This is a genomic window from Pseudomonas sp. 2725, from assembly GCF_050434585.1.
GTDB lineage: Bacteria > Pseudomonadota > Gammaproteobacteria > Pseudomonadales > Pseudomonadaceae > Aquipseudomonas > Aquipseudomonas jessenii.
This window is the reverse complement of sequence record NZ_JBNDIV010000009.1, coordinates 159,974-177,705: the sequence shown is the minus strand read 5'-3', so window position 1 is coordinate 177,705 and position 17,732 is coordinate 159,974. Positions and strand designations below refer to the sequence as shown.

General features: G+C 61.0%; 16 protein-coding genes. 5 read left to right on the top strand and 11 right to left on the bottom strand.

Features of this window, described 5'->3' with window-relative positions; translation table 11 throughout:
- Positions 1–35: 35 nt before the first annotated feature.
- From lnt to miaB, 5 genes are all read right to left on the bottom strand, one after another.
- Positions 36–1,559, bottom strand: a complete 1,524-nt coding sequence (lnt, locus tag ABIE16_RS24635; protein ID WP_349736266.1) for an apolipoprotein N-acyltransferase — start codon at positions 1,557–1,559, stop codon at positions 36–38.
- An 8-nt stretch (positions 1,560–1,567) separates the two neighbouring features.
- Positions 1,568–2,407, bottom strand: a complete 840-nt coding sequence (locus ABIE16_RS24630) for an HlyC/CorC family transporter (protein ID WP_046028710.1) — start codon at positions 2,405–2,407, stop codon at positions 1,568–1,570.
- A 5-nt stretch (positions 2,408–2,412) separates the two neighbouring features.
- Complete coding sequence (gene ybeY, locus ABIE16_RS24625; protein WP_057713168.1) at positions 2,413–2,907, bottom strand: rRNA maturation RNase YbeY; 495 nt, start codon at positions 2,905–2,907, stop codon at positions 2,413–2,415.
- The gene (locus tag ABIE16_RS24620) at positions 2,900–3,907 is read right to left on the bottom strand and encodes a PhoH family protein (RefSeq protein WP_008022966.1); all 1,008 of its coding nucleotides are present in this window, start codon (positions 3,905–3,907) and stop codon (positions 2,900–2,902) included. Before ABIE16_RS24620 ends, ybeY begins: the two co-directional genes overlap by 8 nt.
- A 224-nt stretch (positions 3,908–4,131) precedes the next feature.
- Positions 4,132–5,460 (bottom strand): tRNA (N6-isopentenyl adenosine(37)-C2)-methylthiotransferase MiaB, encoded by a 1,329-nt coding sequence (gene miaB / locus ABIE16_RS24615; protein WP_015096961.1) that lies wholly within the window; start codon positions 5,458–5,460, stop codon positions 4,132–4,134.
- Positions 5,461–5,594: 134 nt separating this feature from the next.
- Between miaB and ABIE16_RS24610 the strand changes: the two genes are divergently transcribed.
- On the top strand, positions 5,595–5,924 hold the full coding sequence (locus ABIE16_RS24610; protein ID WP_008052403.1) for a DUF1820 family protein: 330 nt from the start codon (positions 5,595–5,597) through the stop codon (positions 5,922–5,924).
- Between the two features lie 130 nt (positions 5,925–6,054).
- Here the strand turns inward: ABIE16_RS24610 and ABIE16_RS24605 are convergent, their stop codons facing one another.
- The 4 genes from ABIE16_RS24605 to ABIE16_RS24590 all read right to left on the bottom strand — a co-directional run bounded on the left by ABIE16_RS24605 (position 6,055) and on the right by ABIE16_RS24590 (position 9,580).
- Positions 6,055–6,609, bottom strand: coding sequence for a tetratricopeptide repeat protein (locus ABIE16_RS24605; protein WP_057713169.1), 555 nt, complete (start codon positions 6,607–6,609; stop codon positions 6,055–6,057).
- Between the two features lie 224 nt (positions 6,610–6,833).
- Complete coding sequence (gene hemL, locus ABIE16_RS24600) at positions 6,834–8,117, bottom strand: glutamate-1-semialdehyde 2,1-aminomutase (protein WP_429522131.1); 1,284 nt, start codon at positions 8,115–8,117, stop codon at positions 6,834–6,836.
- A 10-nt stretch (positions 8,118–8,127) separates the two neighbouring features.
- Complete coding sequence (gene thiE, locus ABIE16_RS24595) at positions 8,128–8,751, bottom strand: thiamine phosphate synthase (RefSeq protein WP_057713170.1); 624 nt, start codon at positions 8,749–8,751, stop codon at positions 8,128–8,130.
- A 31-nt stretch (positions 8,752–8,782) separates the two neighbouring features.
- Complete coding sequence (locus ABIE16_RS24590) at positions 8,783–9,580, bottom strand: hydroxymethylpyrimidine/phosphomethylpyrimidine kinase (RefSeq protein ID WP_057713171.1); 798 nt, start codon at positions 9,578–9,580, stop codon at positions 8,783–8,785.
- A 395-nt stretch (positions 9,581–9,975) separates the two neighbouring features.
- On the opposite strand from ABIE16_RS24590, the gene ABIE16_RS24585 reads away from it, so the two are divergent.
- The 4 genes from ABIE16_RS24585 (at position 9,976) to ABIE16_RS24570 (ending at position 16,456) form a co-directional block, all read left to right on the top strand.
- A complete protein-coding gene (locus tag ABIE16_RS24585) occupies positions 9,976–12,360 on the top strand; it encodes a 7TM diverse intracellular signaling domain-containing protein (protein WP_429522130.1) in 2,385 nt (794 codons plus the stop codon).
- 74 nt (positions 12,361–12,434) lie between these two features.
- The gene (locus ABIE16_RS24580; RefSeq protein ID WP_218497964.1) at positions 12,435–14,096 is read left to right on the top strand and encodes an acyl-CoA dehydrogenase family protein; all 1,662 of its coding nucleotides are present in this window, start codon (positions 12,435–12,437) and stop codon (positions 14,094–14,096) included.
- A gap of 152 nt (positions 14,097–14,248) precedes the next feature.
- Positions 14,249–15,748 (top strand): AMP nucleosidase, encoded by a 1,500-nt coding sequence (gene amn / locus ABIE16_RS24575; protein WP_191622263.1) that lies wholly within the window; start codon positions 14,249–14,251, stop codon positions 15,746–15,748.
- Positions 15,749–15,820: 72 nt separating this feature from the next.
- Positions 15,821–16,456 carry a pseudouridine synthase gene (locus tag ABIE16_RS24570; protein ID WP_102670798.1) on the top strand — a complete coding sequence of 212 codons (636 nt, stop codon included), beginning with the start codon at positions 15,821–15,823 and terminating at the stop codon, positions 16,454–16,456.
- Here the strand turns inward: ABIE16_RS24570 and ABIE16_RS24565 are convergent.
- Both ABIE16_RS24565 and ABIE16_RS24560 read right to left on the bottom strand, forming a co-directional pair.
- Entirely contained in the window at positions 16,451–16,660 is a 210-nt protein-coding gene (locus ABIE16_RS24565; protein ID WP_008022976.1) for a DUF2788 domain-containing protein, read from the bottom strand. The genes ABIE16_RS24570 and ABIE16_RS24565 overlap by 6 nt on opposite strands.
- A 213-nt stretch (positions 16,661–16,873) precedes the next feature.
- Positions 16,874–17,353 (bottom strand): Lrp/AsnC family transcriptional regulator, encoded by a 480-nt coding sequence (locus tag ABIE16_RS24560; RefSeq protein ID WP_007937367.1) that lies wholly within the window; start codon positions 17,351–17,353, stop codon positions 16,874–16,876.
- Positions 17,354–17,732 lie beyond the last annotated feature (379 nt).

The window sequence follows — 17,732 nt, the reverse complement described above, 5'->3', positions numbered from 1 at the left end:
TGGCGAGGGAGCAAGCTCCCTCGCCACAAATGATTTCAGACAGTCTTCGCCATCCTGCTCGCAACCAGCGCCCAGCCAAACAACAACACGCAGAGAATGAGCAATGGCCACGAACGCCATTCCAGGTACGGCGTGAGGTTGTGCATCGGCACCACTTCGCCATACAGGATGCCGCGTTCGAACTGCGGGATCTGATCGGTAATCTGACCGAACGGGTTGATCAGGCCGGACACGCCGTTGTTGGTGGCGCGGATCATCCAGCGGCCGGCCTCCAGCGCACGCATCTGCGCCATCTGCAGGTGTTGCAGCGGACCGATGGAGGTGCCGAACCAGGTGTCGTTGCTGATGGTCAGCAACAGGTCGCTGCGGGCGGCGAGGCTGGCGGCGAATTCCGGGTACACCACTTCATAACAGATGTACGGCGCGATCTGATAACCCTTGGCTTGCAGCAGCGGCTGGTCAGATGGTCCGCGGGCAAAGTCCGACATCGGCAGATCGAAGAAGGCGATCAGCCCGCGCAACAGATCCTCCAGCGGAACATATTCACCAAACGGCACCAGTTTTTGCTTGAGGTAGGTGCCGTCGCCTTCGCCGACAACGGTGATGCCATTGAAGAAGCGCTTCTCGTGGTGGACCTCCATGCGGACCGGGACGCCGGTAATCAGCGCCGATTTACGCTCGGCCGCGAAGCTGCCCATCATGTTCAGGTAGCCCTCGGCGGACTCCTTGAGCACCGGGATCGCCGTTTCTGGCCAGATGAGAAGGTCGGCTCGCCTGGAGCTGAAACTCATGTCGCGGTACAGCGCCAGTTGCGCGTTGAGCTGCGTCGGGTCCCACTTCATGCTTTGTTCGATGTTGCCCTGGATGGCTGCGACGCTCAGTGGCGGGCCTGAAGGGCTGGTCCAGGCATGATGTTTGAGAGCCATGCCGAGCAGCCATGGCCCGACCAGCAGCAATGCACCGGCGGCGATGAAACCTTTGCGCCCCGTTCGAACCAGACGAAAGCCGTTGTAGATCAATGCAGCTGTCAGGGCCAAGGTGAAGGAAATCAGCCACATCCCGCCGACAGGTGCGAGCCCGGCCAGCGGGCCATCGAGCTGGCTGTACCCGGAATACAGCCACGGGAAGCCTGTCAGGAACCAGCCGCGGAAGGCTTCCTGGCCGACCCACAGCGCTGCGAAGGCCAGGGCGTCGGCCAGCGGCGCTTCATTTCGGCGTAGCCAGCGCGCCCATATCCAGGCGGGCAGGGCAAAGAACCAGGCAATTGCCGCCGTGAAGAGCAGCATCAGGAAACCGGCCAGCAATACCGACGCGCCGCCGAAGTGGTGAATGCTGTAGTAGATCCAGCTGGTGCCGGCACCGAACAGGCCGAAACCGAAACACCAGCCGCGCCCTAGTGCCTGACGTGGGCTCAGCTCGCGCAGGCCGGCATAGAACAGGCCGACGGCGAGCAGTGCCAGGGGCCAGATATCGAACGGCGCCAGGGCCAGTGTGGTGATTGCACCGGCCGCCACGGCCAGCAGGTTACCGGGCCAGCCGGGGCGGGTTGTCCAGCGCATTTCAATCCTTAGCGAGCAATGGGCGTCAGGCGAAGCAAGTGAATCCGACGGCTGTCGGCGTTCAGGATGCGGAAGCGGTACGGGCCGATTTCCGTGATTTCGTTACGTTTTGGCAAATGCCCGAACGCGCTCATCACCAGGCCGCCAACGGTGTCGAATTCGTCGTCGGAGAACTCGCTGTCGAAAAATTCGTTGAAGTTCTCGATCGGTGTCAGGGCCTTGATCAGGAAATCACCGCTGGGCAGCGGCTTGATGTAGCTGTCTTCTTCGACGTCGTGTTCGTCTTCGATGTCGCCGACGATCTGTTCCAGCACGTCTTCGATGGTCACCAGGCCTGCCACGCCGCCGTACTCGTCAATGACGATGGCCATGTGGTTGTGGTTGGCGCGAAACTCGCGCAGCAGCACGTTAAGGCGCTTGGACTCCGGCACGAAGGTGGCTGGGCGCAGGAGGTCCTTGATGTTGAAGCTGTCGCCGTTCTCCCTGAGGATCAACGGCAGCAAGTCCTTGGCCAGCAACACGCCCATCACGTCATCATGGCTTTCGCCGATCACCGGGTAGCGGGAGTGGGCCGAGTCGACCACGGCAGGCAGGAACTCGCGCGGTGTCTGGGTCGCCTTGATGCTGACCATCTGCGAGCGCGGAACCATGATGTCCCGGACCTGCAAGTCAGCCACCTGGATGGCGCCTTCGACGATGGCCAGCGCTTCACTGTCCAGCAGTTTGTTCTGGTGTGCATCGCGCAGCAGCTCCAGCAGCTCCTGGCGGTTTTTCGGCTCGTGGGCAAAAGCCTGGGTGAGTTTACCCAGCCATGACTTCTGCCCGTTGCTCGATCGATCTTCGCTCATAGCGATTACTCTGAATCCTTTGTTGTTTCGGTAGGGAATGCGTCGGTTTCGTCGTCCGCGTACGGATCGGGAAAGCCCAGTTCTGCAAGCAACGTTCGTTCCAGTGCTTCCATTTCTTCGGCTTCTTCGTCATCAATATGGTCGTAACCAAGCAGATGCAAGCAGCCGTGAATCACCAGATGCGCCCAATGGGCCTTGAGCTCCTTGCCCTGTTCAGCGGCTTCGCGCTCGACCACGGCCACGCAGATCACCAGATCGCCCAGCAGCGGGATGTCGAGGAACTCATCCGGCACGTCGGCCGGGAATGACAAGACGTTAGTTGCGTAGTCCTTTTGCCGCCAGGTGTGGTTCAGCTCGCGTCCTTCGGCTTCGTCGACCAGACGAATGGTCATCTCCGAGTCGGCGGTGCGCTGGCGCAGGGCCAGTTCGCACCACTGGCGGAACTCGGCCTCGCTGGGGGCGCAGGCTTCGGTAGCGATTTGCAGGTCAAGCTCAAGCATCGCGGCGGCTATCCTTGGCGGCGGCATCATCGGCCGCTTTGGTTTCGAAGCGCTCGTAGGCTTCGACGATGCGCTGTACCAGTGGATGACGCACGACGTCCTTGGGCTGGAAGTGGGTGAAGCTGATCCCCGGCACATCCTTGAGCACTTCAATCACGTGGTGCAGGCCGGACTTGGTGCCGCGTGGCAGGTCGACCTGGGTGATGTCCCCGGTGATGACGGCCGTGGAGCCGAAGCCGATCCGGGTCAGGAACATCTTCATTTGCTCGACCGTGGTGTTCTGGCTTTCGTCGAGAATGATGAAGCTGTTGTTCAGCGTGCGGCCGCGCATGTAGGCCAGCGGCGCGACTTCGATCACCTGGCGCTCGATCAGCTTGGCGACGTATTCGAAGCCGAGCATTTCGTAGAGCGCGTCGTAGAGCGGGCGCAGGTACGGGTCGATTTTTTGCGACAGGTCGCCGGGCAGGAAGCCGAGTTTTTCACCCGCTTCGACCGCCGGACGAACCAGCAGGATGCGGCGAATCTGCTCGCGCTCCAGTGCATCCACCGCGCAGGCAACGGCCAGATAGGTCTTGCCGGTACCGGCCGGGCCGATGCCGAAGTTGATATCGTTACCGAGGATTTCCTTCACGTAGCGCAGCTGATTCAAGCCACGGGGGCGAATCATGCCTTTCTTGGTGCGCAGGGCCACGGACGGTTCGGCGGGGGAGTGGTTGTCCAGCTGCTCGACGGCCGATTCCTGCAGGAACAGGTGCACCATGTCCGGCGACAGCTCGGTACCCTTGGTTTCCCGGTACAGGCGGCGCAGGAGGTTTTCCGCGGAGGTGGTGTGTTTGGGTTCGCCGATCAGCTCGAACTGGTTTCCGCGATTGCGGATCTCGATGGTCAGGCGCTGTTCGATCAAGCGCAAATGCTCGTCGAATTGCCCGCACAGATTGGCGAAGCGGCGAGCTTCAAAAGGCTCGAGGATGAAACGATGTGGTTCTATGGGTGCGTTCAAGGTCGTATTTAGCCGCCCTGGGGCAATGGTGATGAGTTCAAGGATAGCGCCAGTGGCGTGGGTGCGAAAGCTCTTAAATAAGATGCAGGAATTTGGCACTTAAACTGTGGCGAGGGGGCTTGCCCCCGTTCGACTGCGAAGCAGTCGCAAAATCTTGGGACCGCTTCGCGATCCAGCGGGGGCAAGCCCCCTCGCCACAAAAGCTCCCACAGTGGAATGCAGTGTTACTGGATCAGCGAGCCCCGCAGCGAGTGCGGCTGGGCGGCATCGATGTGCACGTCCGCGAACTGGCCGATCAGGGTCGGATTGTCGCAGCGGAAGTTGACGATACGATTATTCTCGGTCCGGCCTTGGAGCTCGCCCGGGTCCTTTTTCGAGTAATCGGTCACCAGGATTCGCTGGATCGAGCCGACCATTTGTCGGCTGATCTCGAAACCTTGCTGGTTCAAGCGATGCTGCAGGGCATTCAGGCGTTCTTTCTTCAGCTCTTCCGGAGTGTCGTCGGCCAGATCGGCGGCCGGTGTGCCCGGGCGCTGGCTGTAGACGAACGAGTAGGAAAAGTCGAAGCCGACGTCGGCAATCAGCTTCATGGTTTGCTCGAAGTCTTTCTCGGTCTCGCCGGGGAAGCCGACGATGAAGTCCGAGCTGATGCAGATTCCCGGCACGGCGGCGCGCAGTTTGCGCAGTTTGGATTTGTATTCAAGCGCGGTGTGGTTGCGTTTCATCGCCGCGAGGATGCGGTCCGAGCCCGATTGCACCGGCAAGTGCAGGTGCTTGACCAGCTCCGGCACGTCGGCGTGGGCCTGGATCAGGCTGTCGGAGAACTCCAGCGGGTGCGACGTGGTGTAGCGGATGCGGTCGATGCCATCGACCGCGGCGACCACGCGGATCAGCTCGGCCAGGTCGGCCAGGCGCCCGTCATGGGTGAGGCCGCGATAGCCGTTGACGTTCTGCCCCAGCAGTGTCACTTCCCGCACGCCGTTTTCGGCCAGGTGAATGATCTCGGCAATCACGTCGTCGAACGGCCGGCTGACCTCTTCACCGCGGGTGTAGGGCACCACGCAGAACGTGCAGTACTTGCTGCAACCTTCCATCACCGACACGTAAGCGCTCGGGCCGTCGATGCGGGGCTCGGGCAAGTGGTCGAACTTTTCGATTTCCGGGAACGAGACGTCGACTTGCGGCAGCTTGCTGATGCGCGCGGCGTCGATCATTTCCGGCAGGCGGTGCAGGGTCTGCGGGCCGAAGACAACGTCGACGTACGGTGCGCGATCGCGAATGGCCGCGCCTTCCTGGCTGGCCACGCAACCGCCGACGGCGATCACCATGTCCGGGTTGGCCAGCTTCAGTTCGCGCCAGCGGCCGAGCTGGGAGTAGACACGATCCTGGGCGCGTTCGCGGATCGAGCAGGTGTTGAGCAGGATCACGTCGGCGTCTTCAGCGCGAGCGGTGACTTCCAGGGCCTGATGTTCGCCCAGCAGATCGACCATGCGCGAGCTGTCGTACTCGTTCATCTGGCAACCGTGGGTTTCGATGTAAAGCTTCTTGGCCATGGAATAGAGTCATCACGTGATTCAAAGAACCGCGCATTATAGGGAACATGTACCCAGGTTCCTACCGCTGCGCGTCCGATGGCTATGCTATAGTTCGCGCCCTCATTTTTATCCCCCGATGTGTTTCGCCCACCATGACCAAACGTGAAGCTCCAATCTACAAGGTGATTTTCCTCAATCAGGGCCAGGTGTTCGAAATGTACGCCAAGCAGATCTATCAAAGTGATCTGTGGGGCTTTCTGGAAGTGGAAGAGTTCGTCTTTGGCGAGCGCACGCAAGTGGTCGTCGATCCGAGCGAAGAAAAGCTCAAGGCTCAGTTCGAAGGCGTAGTGCGCAGTTTTGTGCCGATGCATTCGATCGTGCGTATCGATGAAGTCGAGCGTATGGGAACACCGAAAATCAGCGAAGCCCGTGGCGCGGTCGGCAATGTCATGCCGTTTCCGATGCCGATGCCCGAGAAGTAAGGCTCAAGACCGGGTCGCCCCCAATCGCGAGCAAGCTCGTTCCCACAGTTGGCCGAGTTCTCACATGGGAATGCAGTCGGATGTGGGAGCGAGCTTGCTCGCGATTGGGCCAGTCAGAACAACACGGAAGTCAGGGCAGTGGCGCGAACGGCGTACGCCCATCGGCGCTCTGCAATTCCATCAAATATTTACGGAAGATTTGCCCGAGCACCTGGGTAGCAAGCTCCAGTTCTTCGCGGGGCATCTTTTCGGTGACTTCGTCGGCGGTGTCCAGGGCCTCTTCGGCGCCGTTGACCGCCGCCATCTTCAGCAGGATGTACGCCTGAACGTTATTGGCCGGCACGCCTTCGCCGTGGAAGAACATGGTGCCGAGTTTGAATTGTGCCTGGGCGTGGCCTTGCAGCGAGGCTTTTTCGAAATAGCTCAGGGCTTGATTGAGGTCGCGCGGCGTGTTTTTGCCTTCGTAGTAGAACTCACCCAACTCGTATTGCGCTTGCGCATCCCCTTCTTCCGACGCTTTCTGGCAGGCGGCAAGCGCCTGTTCCAGGTCTTGCGGCTGGGTATTGAGGGTGCAGCGACCCATCGCTGGGATTAACAACGAGTTGCCGCCTGCTTGTGCGTGCGCGAGCAGGGGCTGAAGAAGCAACAGGCAGCCCAGTGCAAGGGTGCGGCCGGTGCGGTTCATGGGAATCGACTTACCTCTGAAGGGCGCGCGGACCCATCGAGGGATCCAATAAGCGCGCATTATGAAATAAGCAGGGCCAACCTTACAAAGTCTTTACTCGTTTTTCTGCTGCACGGGAAATTTATCGCCCACTTTGCGGGGGATTATTAGCAGATGAGTAGGAAAAATCGTGGGAGCGTAGGCGAAAGCTGACGCTGGCAAGGGCCAGCGTCAGCATTTGAACGTTACTTCAAGGCCGCGAAGGCGCGCTCGGCGGCGTCCAGGGTCAGCTTCAGTTCAGCTTCGCCGTGGGCGATCGAAGTGAAACCGGCTTCGAATGCGCTCGGTGCCAGATACACGCCACCTTCGAGCATCAGGTGGAAGAAGCGGCCGAACAGGACTGCGTCGCTGGCCATGACGTCATCAAAGGTGACGATGTCGTCGGCACCGCTGAAGTACAGGCCGAACATGCCGCCGGCCTGGGTGGTCACGAACGGAATGCCGGCCGCATCGGCGCGCTGTTGCAGGCCGTCGAGCAGGCGAGTGGTGTAGTCGGTCAGCTCGGCGTGGAAGCCCGGGCGGCTGATCAGACGCAGGGTGGTCAGGCCGGCGGCCATCGCCAGCGGGTTACCGGACAGCGTACCGGCCTGGTACACCGGGCCCAGCGGGGCGATGCGCTGCATGATTTCGCGCTTGCCGCCGAAGCAGCCAACCGGCATGCCGCCACCGATGATCTTGCCGAAGGTGGTCAGGTCAGGCGTCACGCCGTAGTACGCCTGGGCACCGCCGAGGGCGACACGGAAACCGGTCATCACTTCGTCGAAAATCAGCACCACGCCGTGCTTGTCGCACAGGGTCCGCAGGCCTTCGAGGAAACCCGGTGCCGGCGGCACGCAGTTCATGTTGCCGGCCACTGGCTCGACGATGATGCAGGCCACGTCCTGGCCGACTTCGGCGAGCATGGTTTCTACCGCGTCGATGTCGTTGAACGGCAGGGTCAAGGTGTGTTTGGCGAATGCCGCCGGTACACCGGCCGAGCTCGGTACGCCTTGGGTCAGTGCGCCGGAACCGGCCTTGACCAGCAGGCTGTCGGAGTGACCGTGGTAGCAGCCTTCGAACTTGATGATGCTGTCGCGGCCGGTGAAGCCACGGGCCAGGCGAATGGCGCTCATGGTCGCTTCGGTGCCGGAGCTGACCATGCGCACCATTTCCATCGACGGCACGAGGGAGCAGACCAGGTCGGCCATCTGCGTTTCCATCTCGGTCGGGGCGCCGTAGGACAGGCCGTGCTCAAGCTGTTTGCGCACGGCGTCCAGCACGTCCGGGTGGCTGTGGCCGAGAATCATCGGGCCCCAGGAACCGACGTAATCCACATAGCGCTTGTCGTCTTCGTCGGTGACGTAGGCGCCTTCGGCGTGCTTGAAGAACAGTGGCGTGCCGCCGACGCTCTTGAACGCGCGAACCGGCGAGTTCACGCCACCGGGAATGTGTTTCTGGGCATTGGCAAACAGCGTTTCGGAACGAGACATGATCGGGCTCTCAGACTTTTAGTAATTCATTGAATGCGCGGGCGCGGCGGGTTACTTCAGCCGTGCTCTCGGCGCCAAACAGGCCATGCACCACGGCCAGCAGGTCGACACCATGGGCCACCAGCGGCGCGGCGTTTTCCAGGGTGATGCCGCCGATCGCGCAGATCGGCAGGTGCAGTTTGCTGCGTGCCTGGTCGAGCAGGTCGAGACTGCAGGTCGGGGCGCCGGGTTTGGTGTTGGAATTGAAGAAGCGGCCGAACGCGACATAGCTGGCGCCTTCTTTGACGGCCTGTTCGGCGAGGTCGAGTTGCGCATGGCAGGTCGAACCGATGATTGCATCGCGACCCAGCAGGGCGCGGGTCGGAGACAATGGACCATCAGTTTGACCCAAGTGCACGCCGACATTCAGGCGTGCGGCCAACTCAGCGTCATCATTGATGATCAACCGGGTGTTGTAGCGTTCGCATAAATCACGCAAGGCTTCGGCTTCGCGCAGACGACGGGCTTCGTCACTGCTCTTGTCGCGGTATTGCAGCAAGGTGACGCCGCCTTCCAGCGCCGCCTCCACGTACTTGAGCAGCTTACCGTCCAGCAAATGGCTGTCGGTAATGGCGTACAGGCCACGTAGTTTCATCGGACAAGCCTCACCGCATTACAAATAGAAGTTACGAGCAGAAATCCAGTGGCAAGCGGCGCGGCACGAACTGGCCTTTGCCTAGTTGCTCGGCATCACGCAGGGTGCGCCATGTGTAGTTAAGCGCGGTCTGCACGGCACTGGCGAGGTTTTCGCCCTGGGCCAGACGACCGGCCAGCGCACTGGCCAGGGTGCAACCGGAACCGTGATAACTGCCCGGCAAACGCTGGCAGGTAAAGGTTTCGCGCAGACCGTCGCGGCTGTACAGGCGATTGTGGATTTCGGTTTCGTCGCCATGGCCGCCGGTGATCAGCAGGTGTTTGACGAACGGCAGGAGTTTTTCTGCGCACTCGTCCGCGGTGCCTTCGGGCAGTTCGGCGAGGATGCGGGCTTCGGGAAGGTTGGGGGTCGCAATGATCGAAAGGGGCAGCAAGCGTTCGCGCATGGCGTAGCCGACCTCGTCCTTGCCCAGGCGTCCGCCGCCGCCAGCGCGCAGCACCGGGTCGCAGACCACCGGCAAGTGCGGGTGCGCCGAAAGCAGTTCGACCACGGTGTCGACCATTTCCAGGGAACCGAGCATGCCCAGTTTGACGGCGGCGACTTCGGAGTCGTTGAGCACGGCATTGGCCTGGGCCAGTACCCACTCACGGTCCAGGACGCGGAAGTCAGTGACATTGACGGTGTCTTGCACGGTCAGGGCGGTGACGGCCGGAGCCGCATGGCAACCCTGTGCGAGCAGGGCTTCGATATCTGCCTGCAAGCCGGCGCCACCACTTGGGTCGTGGCCGGAGAGACAGAGGACAACGGGGCGAGAGCTGTAGATATTCATGGTGCGCGAGCTTACCACCAAACCTGTTTTTCGGGTGTTGTGGCAGTGTGTTTGGTCGATACATTGTGGCGAGGGGGCTTGCCCCCGTTGGGCAGCGAAGCGGCCCCAGTGACCCGTCAGGTTCATCGAGTCGGCTGGTTTTACGACTGCTTCGCAGCCGAACGGGGGCAAGCCCCCTCGCCACAGTGATATTCCTGTCATTGATAATCGTTCGTTGGTGTTGCTGGAACGCCCGTTCTAGAGCCTTTGTAGGAAAAATTTCTGTGGTTCTCATTGGCCATCAACGGCTATGCTAGAGTGGATCCAAACCAATAACAGGTGATACCGGTTTTACGTCTGCTCAAAAGGAATGGGGGGCTTCCTGACAGAACCGGACAGGCCACGCTGGGGCTTCAATGCGCTATTTGCTGATGTTGCTGTTGTGTTTGCCCCTCCTGGCAAACGCCGTCGAGTTCGATGAGTTCACTCAAAGCCTCCCCTTGGGCCGAACCCTGCAGGTCTATGAGGACGCAGGTGGTCAGGCGACCATCGCGGATATCCGTGCGCAAGCGGCGGCCGGCAACTTCAAACCGCACCACAAAGATACGCTTAACGCCGGGTACTCGCGTTCGGTGTTCTGGCTGAAAATCGACCTGCATTACCGTCCAGCCAATCCGGCGGCGCAAAGGACCTGGCTGCTGGAACTGGCCTATCCGCCCCTCGATCATCTCGATCTCTATTTGCCCGATGCGGCCGGCAACTATCAGTTGGTCAGGCAGACCGGCGATGCCTTGCCCTTCGCCAGCCGCGAGATTCGTCAGAACAACTATCTGTTCGACCTGACGTTCAAGCCGGACCAGGCCGAAACCGTATTCATGCGCTTGCAAAGCGAAGGCTCGATCCAGGCGCCGGTAACCTTGTGGTCGAGCACCGCCTACCTCGAAGAGCAGCCCGTGCGCCTCTACGTACTGGGGCTGATCTACGGCGTACTGCTGGGGATGCTGGTCTACAACCTGTTCATCTACCTCAGCGTGCGCGACACCAGTTACCTCTACTACATCTTTTATATCGCCTCGTTCGGCTTGTATCAGCTGTCGGTAAACGGTGCGGCCGTGCAGTATTTCTGGCCGGACAATCCGTGGTGGGCTAACGCTGCGACGCCGTTTTTCATCGGCTGTGCGGGGCTGTTCGGCAGTCAGTTCGCCCGCAGTTTCCTGCAGATGGCTACCCACAGTCGCTGGCTTGACCGCTTGTTGCTGGCGCTGGTTGCCTTCAGTGCGCTGGTGATCGGCCTGTCATTGATGACCAGCTATGCCCTGGCCTTGCGCCTGGCCACGGCCCTGGCGTTGACATTCACCGTGGTGATTTTTGCCGCCGGGATCTTTGCCTGGCTGCGGGGCCTGCGGGTGGCGCGGTATTTCATCATTGCCTGGTCGGCGTTTTTACTCGGTGGCATCGTCAATACGCTGATGGTGCTTGGATACCTGCCGAACGTGTTCCTGACCATGTATTCCAGTCAGATCGGCTCGGCCATCGAAGTGGCGTTGCTGTCCCTGGCGCTGGCCGACCGCATCAACGCGATGCGCGAGCAGCAGGCTCAAACCCTGTTCGACGCCAGCCAGAAGCTTGAAGTCCTCAACCAGCAACTGGCTCACAGTAACAAGCTCAAGGACGAGTTCCTTGCCACCCTGACCCACGAATTGCGCACGCCCATGAATGGTGTGATCGGTTCACTGGAGCTGATGCAGACGGTCGAGATGGACCCGGAACTCGAGTACTACCAGCAGACGGCTTCGGGGTCGGCGCGGGACATGATGCGCATGGTCAACGGCATCCTCACCCTCACCGAACTGCAGGCCGGCAAACTCAAGGCCTCGGCCGACACCTTCAGCTTGCGTGGCGTGGTCGAGGCACTGCGCACGCAGTTCGAGGGCAACGCATCGAGCAAGTCGCTGGACTTCAAGGTCGATGTCGCGCCAGGTGTGCCGGATCGCTTGCTCGGCGACAACGTCAAGATCGCGCAGTGCCTGGAATGCCTGCTGGATAACGCCATCAAGTTCACAAAGGTCGGCGGTCTGGCGCTACGGGTGACCGGCAAGACCATCGAGCCCGACCGGCTGGCGTTGACCTTTGCGGTGATCGACACGGGCATTGGTTTCACCGATTTAGGGGAGGCCACGATGTATCAACGGTTCTTCCAGCTCGATGGCTCGATGACCCGTGAATACGGTGGCCTGGGGGTTGGCCTGGCGATTTGCCGACAGTTGGTCGAATTGCTCGGTGGGCGACTGACTCATCGCTCCGAGCCAGGGCGCGGCAGCCGGTTTCAGCTGGATGTGGAAGTCGGGTTGCCGGCGGCCGAACGTCCGGTGACGCCGTTGATGACCCGGGATTTTCCGCGCCTGCGCTTGCCCCAGGATTGTGCCGTGCTGTTGGTGGATGACAACAGCATCAGCCAGTTGGTGATGCGCGGCATGTTGCTCAAGCTGGGCTTTCGCGTACGTACAGCCAACAGCGTCGATGTCGCGCTCGATCTGTTGCAGCGCGAAGTGTTTGACGCGGTGCTGGTCGATTGTCAGTTGCCGCTGCCGGACGGTGAGTCGGTGTGCTGCCGGATCCGCGCGTTACCCGGTTATGCCGAGCTGCCGTTGTTCATGATCGCCCTGAGCGGTGACCGTGAGCGCTGCCCGACCGGCGCAGTGATTGATCACTTGAGCAAACCGGTGAAATTCGAAGACTTGCAGGCCGCGCTCTACCGCCGTGTGCTCTGCCCGCAACAGGGCGAAAGCGCCGACAGTTAGGCGTATATGACACTTTGATCGGCCGAGGGGCGGTGCTTAACTGAAGTCCCTTGGCCGACCAAAGGAGCCCTGTCATGAACCTGCATCAGTTCGCCGAAACCCACGAAGTCACCAACCAGCCACCGTCACTGGACGGCGCCAACCTGTACCGCATCGACTTGCCGTTGCAGGAATGGTCGCGGCGCTTCGGGGCCGGTTGGGCCGAATCGCGGATCGACGCCTATGGCGCGCTGGCCGGTGGCCCGTTGATGGAAGCCGGGTTCCTGGCCAATCAGAACAAGCCGGTGTTCAACAGCCATGACCGGTTTGGTCATCGCATTGATCTGGTGGAGTTTCATCCGGCCTACCATCAATTAATGCGCACGGCGGTCGAACATGGCCTGACCTCGCTGCCCTGGGCGCACCCGCAGGACGGCGCCCATGTCGCCCGCGCATCCATGACCTATCTGCACAGCCAGGCCGAGGCCGGCAGTGGATGCCCGCTGACCATGACCTTCGCCAGCGTTCCGGCCATGCGCCTGCAACCGGACCTGGCGCAAAAGTGGCTGCCGAAAATCCTCGCCACCGAATACGACCCGCGCAATGTCGGCATGGTCCACAAGGCCGGAGTCACCATCGGCATGGCCATGACCGAGAAGCAGGGTGGTACCGACGTGCGGGCCAATACCACCAAGGCCTATCCGGTCGGCGCCAGCGGTCCGGGCCAGGCCTATGAACTTGTGGGGCACAAGTGGTTTTGCTCGGCGCCGATGTGCGACGCCTTCCTGACACTGGCGCAGACCGACAAGGGCCTGACCTGTTTCCTGTTGCCGCGCCATCGTCCGGACGACACGCGCAATCAGTTCTATATCCAGCGCTTGAAGAACAAGCTCGGCAACTGCTCCAACGCTTCCAGCGAAGTGGAGTTCCGTGGAGCATTGGCGTGGATGGTCGGTGAAGAGGGCCGTGGCGTTCCGACAATCATCGAAATGGTCGCCATGACCCGCTTCGATTGCATGGTCGGTTCCAGTTCGCTGATGCGTCAGGCGCTGACCCAGGCCAGCCATCACTGCGCTCACCGATCGGTTGGCGGCAAACTGCTCAGCGAACAGCCGTTGATGCAGAACGTGCTGGCGGATCTGGCGCTGGAAAGCGAAGCGGCCCTGGCGTTGAGCCTGCGCATGGGCCGGGCGCTGGATCATCTGGATGATTCGCAGGAAGCCAAATTCGCCCGCCTGGTGACGGCGGTGGGCAAGTACTGGATCTGCAAACGGGCGCCGGCGATGATCAACGAAGCGGCCGAATGCATGGGCGGCGCGGGTTATGTCGAAGACAGCATCCTGCCGCGGCTTTACCGCGAGGCGCCGGTGAATTCGACCTGGGAAGGCTCCGGTAATGTGCAGTGCCTCGACGTGCTGCGTGCCCTGTCGAAAGAACCAGGCGTGCTCGATGCGCTGTTCAGCGAGTTGGGCGATGGCCATGGCGACAAGCGCCTGGCTGCGCACATCCATCAATTGCAGGCGGCCTTCAAGGACACCAGCGACATCCAGTACCGCGCCCGGCAACTGACTGAAGACATTGCCCTGGGGCTGCAGGCCAAGCTGTTGCTGGAAGCCGGGAATGCGGTGGTCAGTGATGCGTTTATTGCCAGTCGCCTGGATGGCGGCGGCCGAGTGTATGGCGCGTTACCACGAGGGCTGGACGTGGAAGCGATTGTCGCGCGCTCGACTCCTCAAGGCTTCTGGTCAGCGCCGTAAACTCCTGTGGGAGCGAGCTTGCTCGCGATGACGGATCAACATTCAACAGTGATGTTGACTGATGCGCCGCTATCGCGAGCAAGCTCGCTCCCACAGTTGTTCTCTGTACACAGTCAATGCCACTGTTCCCGTGAAGCGACGATGCAGGCAAGATGAAGGTCTGCAAGTCAGAACACAGGATGCTGATCGTGACCGAAGCTTTTATTGTCGTTCAAACCGCCGAGCAAGCCGTGGATCGGCTTGCACTCTTGCACAATCGTGCAACCACCGCGTTGAGCCAGGCGCTCAAGCGCTACCTCAAGGATCGCGTCGAGCCCGATGCAGAACAGCGCTCGATGTTCCGCTATCCCGAATTGCGCCTGACCTATCACTGCCAGGGCGAAGTCCCGCAGACCACCCGTGCCTACGCCAAGGTTCAGCTGCCGGGCACCTACAGCGTCACCGTCACCCATCCCTCGGCTTTCCGTAAGTACCTGCTGGAACAGCTCGTTCCGCTGATGCACGACTTCACCGTGACCGTGGAAGTCGGTGTCAGCCAGCAGAACATCCCGTATCCGTATGTGGTCGAGCAGGGTGATGAGCTGGCGGGTTCCGGTGTCACTGCCCCCGTGCTGGCGCGGGTGTTCCCGAGTACCGACCTGTCGGCGGCGACCGACGGCATTGCCGACGGTCTGTACGATTGGGAAAACACCGATCCGCTGCCGTTGGCGCTGTTCGATGCCGCGCGAGTGGATTTCTCCCTGCGCCGACTGGTGCATTACACCGGCAGCGACTGGCGGCATGTGCAGCCGTGGATTCTGCTGACCAACTATCACCGCTACGTCGATCAGTTCATCGTCCATGGTCTGGAGCAACTGCGCAACGACCCGCGTTTCGTGCGCATGGTGCTGCCGGGCAACGTGATCATCGAAAAGAGCATGGATCACGGCGAAGCCTCGGCGATTGCCGCCGGGGTGGTCTGGCACCGCTACCAGATGCCGGCGTATCACCTGATCGCCAGCGATGGGCACGGCGTGACCCTGGTGAACATCGGTGTCGGCCCGTCCAACGCCAAGAACATCACCGACCACCTGGCCGTGCTGCGCCCGCACTGCTGGCTGATGATCGGTCACTGCGGCGGCCTGCGTCAGTCGCAGACCATTGGCGACTACGTGCTGGCCCACGCCTACATGCGTCGCGACGGAATTCTCGACCGGGTGGTGCCGCCGAACATTCCGATTCCGGCGTTGGCCGAAGTGCAGCTCGCGCTTCAGCAAGCGGCGGCCAACGTCACCGGCGAGAAGGGCGACGAACTGAAGAAACGCCTGCGTACCGGCACCGTGCTGACCTACGACGACCGTAACTGGGAGCTGCGCTGGGCGCAGGAACGGCCGCTGATCAACCTGTCCCGCGCCGTGGCGGTGGACATGGAAAGCGGCACCATTGCCGCGCAGGGTTATCGCTTGCGAGTGCCGTACGGCACGTTGCTGTGCGTCTCGGACAAGCCGCTGCACAGCGAAATCAAGTTGCCGGGCTCGGCCAACGCTTTCTATGAGCGCGCGGTCAGCCAGCACCTGAAGATCGGTATCGAGGCGGTGGATCTGTTGCGCACCGAACTCAACTCGCTGCACTCGCGCAAACTGCGCAGCTTCGACGAGCCGCCGTTCCGCTAACGGTTTGTCATGGTCATTTGGCGGTCAGGGCACTAGCATTAGCAGCCCTGACCGTTAGATGTTGTTTTGCCCATGTCGCGTCCATCTCGTCCACCTTCCCGTCGCCCCGGCGCGAAACCATCCCCATCAGCCCCGCGCCGTGTCGCCAAGGCGCCACCAGCCGAGCCGAAGCTGATCCTGTTCAACAAACCTTTCGATGTGCTGACGCAATTCAGCGACGGCGACGGGCGCGCGACCCTCAAGGATTACATCGATGTACCGGGCATCTATCCGGCCGGACGGCTGGACCGCGACAGCGAAGGCTTGTTGCTGCTGACCAACGATGGCCAGCTTCAGGCGCGGATCGCCGACCCGAAACACAAGCTGGCCAAGACCTATTGGGTGCAGGTCGAGGGCGAGCCGAACACCGAACAGTTGCAGCGCTTGCGCGACGGCGTCGAATTGAATGACGGCATGACCTTGCCCGCCGAGGCACGGCAACTGGACGAGCCTGAGCTGTGGCCACGCAATCCGCCGGTTCGCTTTCGTAAAAGCGTGCCGACCAGCTGGCTGGAGTTGGTGATTCGCGAAGGGCGCAACCGGCAGGTGCGGCGCATGACCGCTGCGGTCGGGTTGCCGACCTTGCGCCTGGTGCGAGTCAGGATCGGCGACTGGACGATCGAAGGGCTCGATCAGGGGCAGTGGAAAGAAGTTCCGGCGCGCTTATAAAGTGCCGGATTCGATCAGGCCGATGACCACACTTTTGATCACGAATGCAGCAACACCAAGGCCGAGCACGAAGAACAGAATGAACGAGCCAAAGCGCCCGGCCTTGGACTTCTTCGCCAGATCCCAGACGATGAAACCCATGAAAATGATCAGGATCGTGACCAGTCCGGTCATCATCCACTCTTCGAATACTGCAGGATCCATCGAACATCTCCAGCACAGGCGAGGCTAAAAGGGCGCGGCGAGTATACGCCGCACTGGCTTCGTGCAGTATTGACCTGCGTCGGTGTGTCGCAGTCATTCGTCGCCTGTGCCGGCCCCATCGCGAGCAAGCTCGCTCCCACAGGTTTTGTATGGATCACGATACTGCGGTCAACACAAAACTTTGTGGGAGCGAGCTTGCTCGCGATGGCGTCCTCAGCTGCGCAGATGAGTCAAAGGCAGTTCGGTGCTGTTCAACACCTGATTCAACACAAAACTCGATCGCACGCTGGTCACGCCTTCAATCCGCGTCAGATGCCCCAGCAGCAGTTTCTGGTAGTGATCCATGTCCGGCACCACGACCTTGAGCTGATAGTCGGCATCCATCCCGGTCACCAGGCTGCATTCGAGCACTTGGGGCAGGGTGCGGATGGCCGCTTCGAAATTCTCGAAACGCTCCGGCGTGTGACGGTCCATGCCGATCAGCACGTAAGCGGTCAGGCTCAGGCCGAGCATCTTGCGGTCGAGCAGGGCGACCTGGCGGGAAATGTAACCGTCGTCTTCCAGTTGCTTGACCCGCCGCGAGCACGGCGAAGGCGACAGGCCGATGCGCTCGGCCAGCTCCTGGTTAGAGATGCGTGCGTCGCGCTGCAATTCCGCCAGAATACTCAGGTCGTAACGGTCGAGCTTGCTCATCAATCGGTCCTTTGTCGTAACTATTGCGGAGGATTATGTATCTAGGGTTAAAAATTGCGCAAGTGATGTTTAATTCAGCAATCTTCGCAATCCTCTGCCGACGCTCCCGGCCTATTCTTATCACCAGAATCACTGCTCGGACAAACAGTCCAGTGCGGCTCGCCGAATCAGGCCCGCCGCGGTCGCCACCCCCACCGGGGATGTGCCGGCCCCCGAGCTACACACTGTCCAGAAGACGGCGTGAGGTGAGCCGACGCCACAAGTGTCGAGCCAGGACGAAGTTCTCCAAGGGGAGGCCGACGGGTCTCCCCTTTTTCTTGCGTGGAATTTGACCCGCTGGCCTCAATAAATAAGTTGTGTGACAGATAACCTGTCGCAG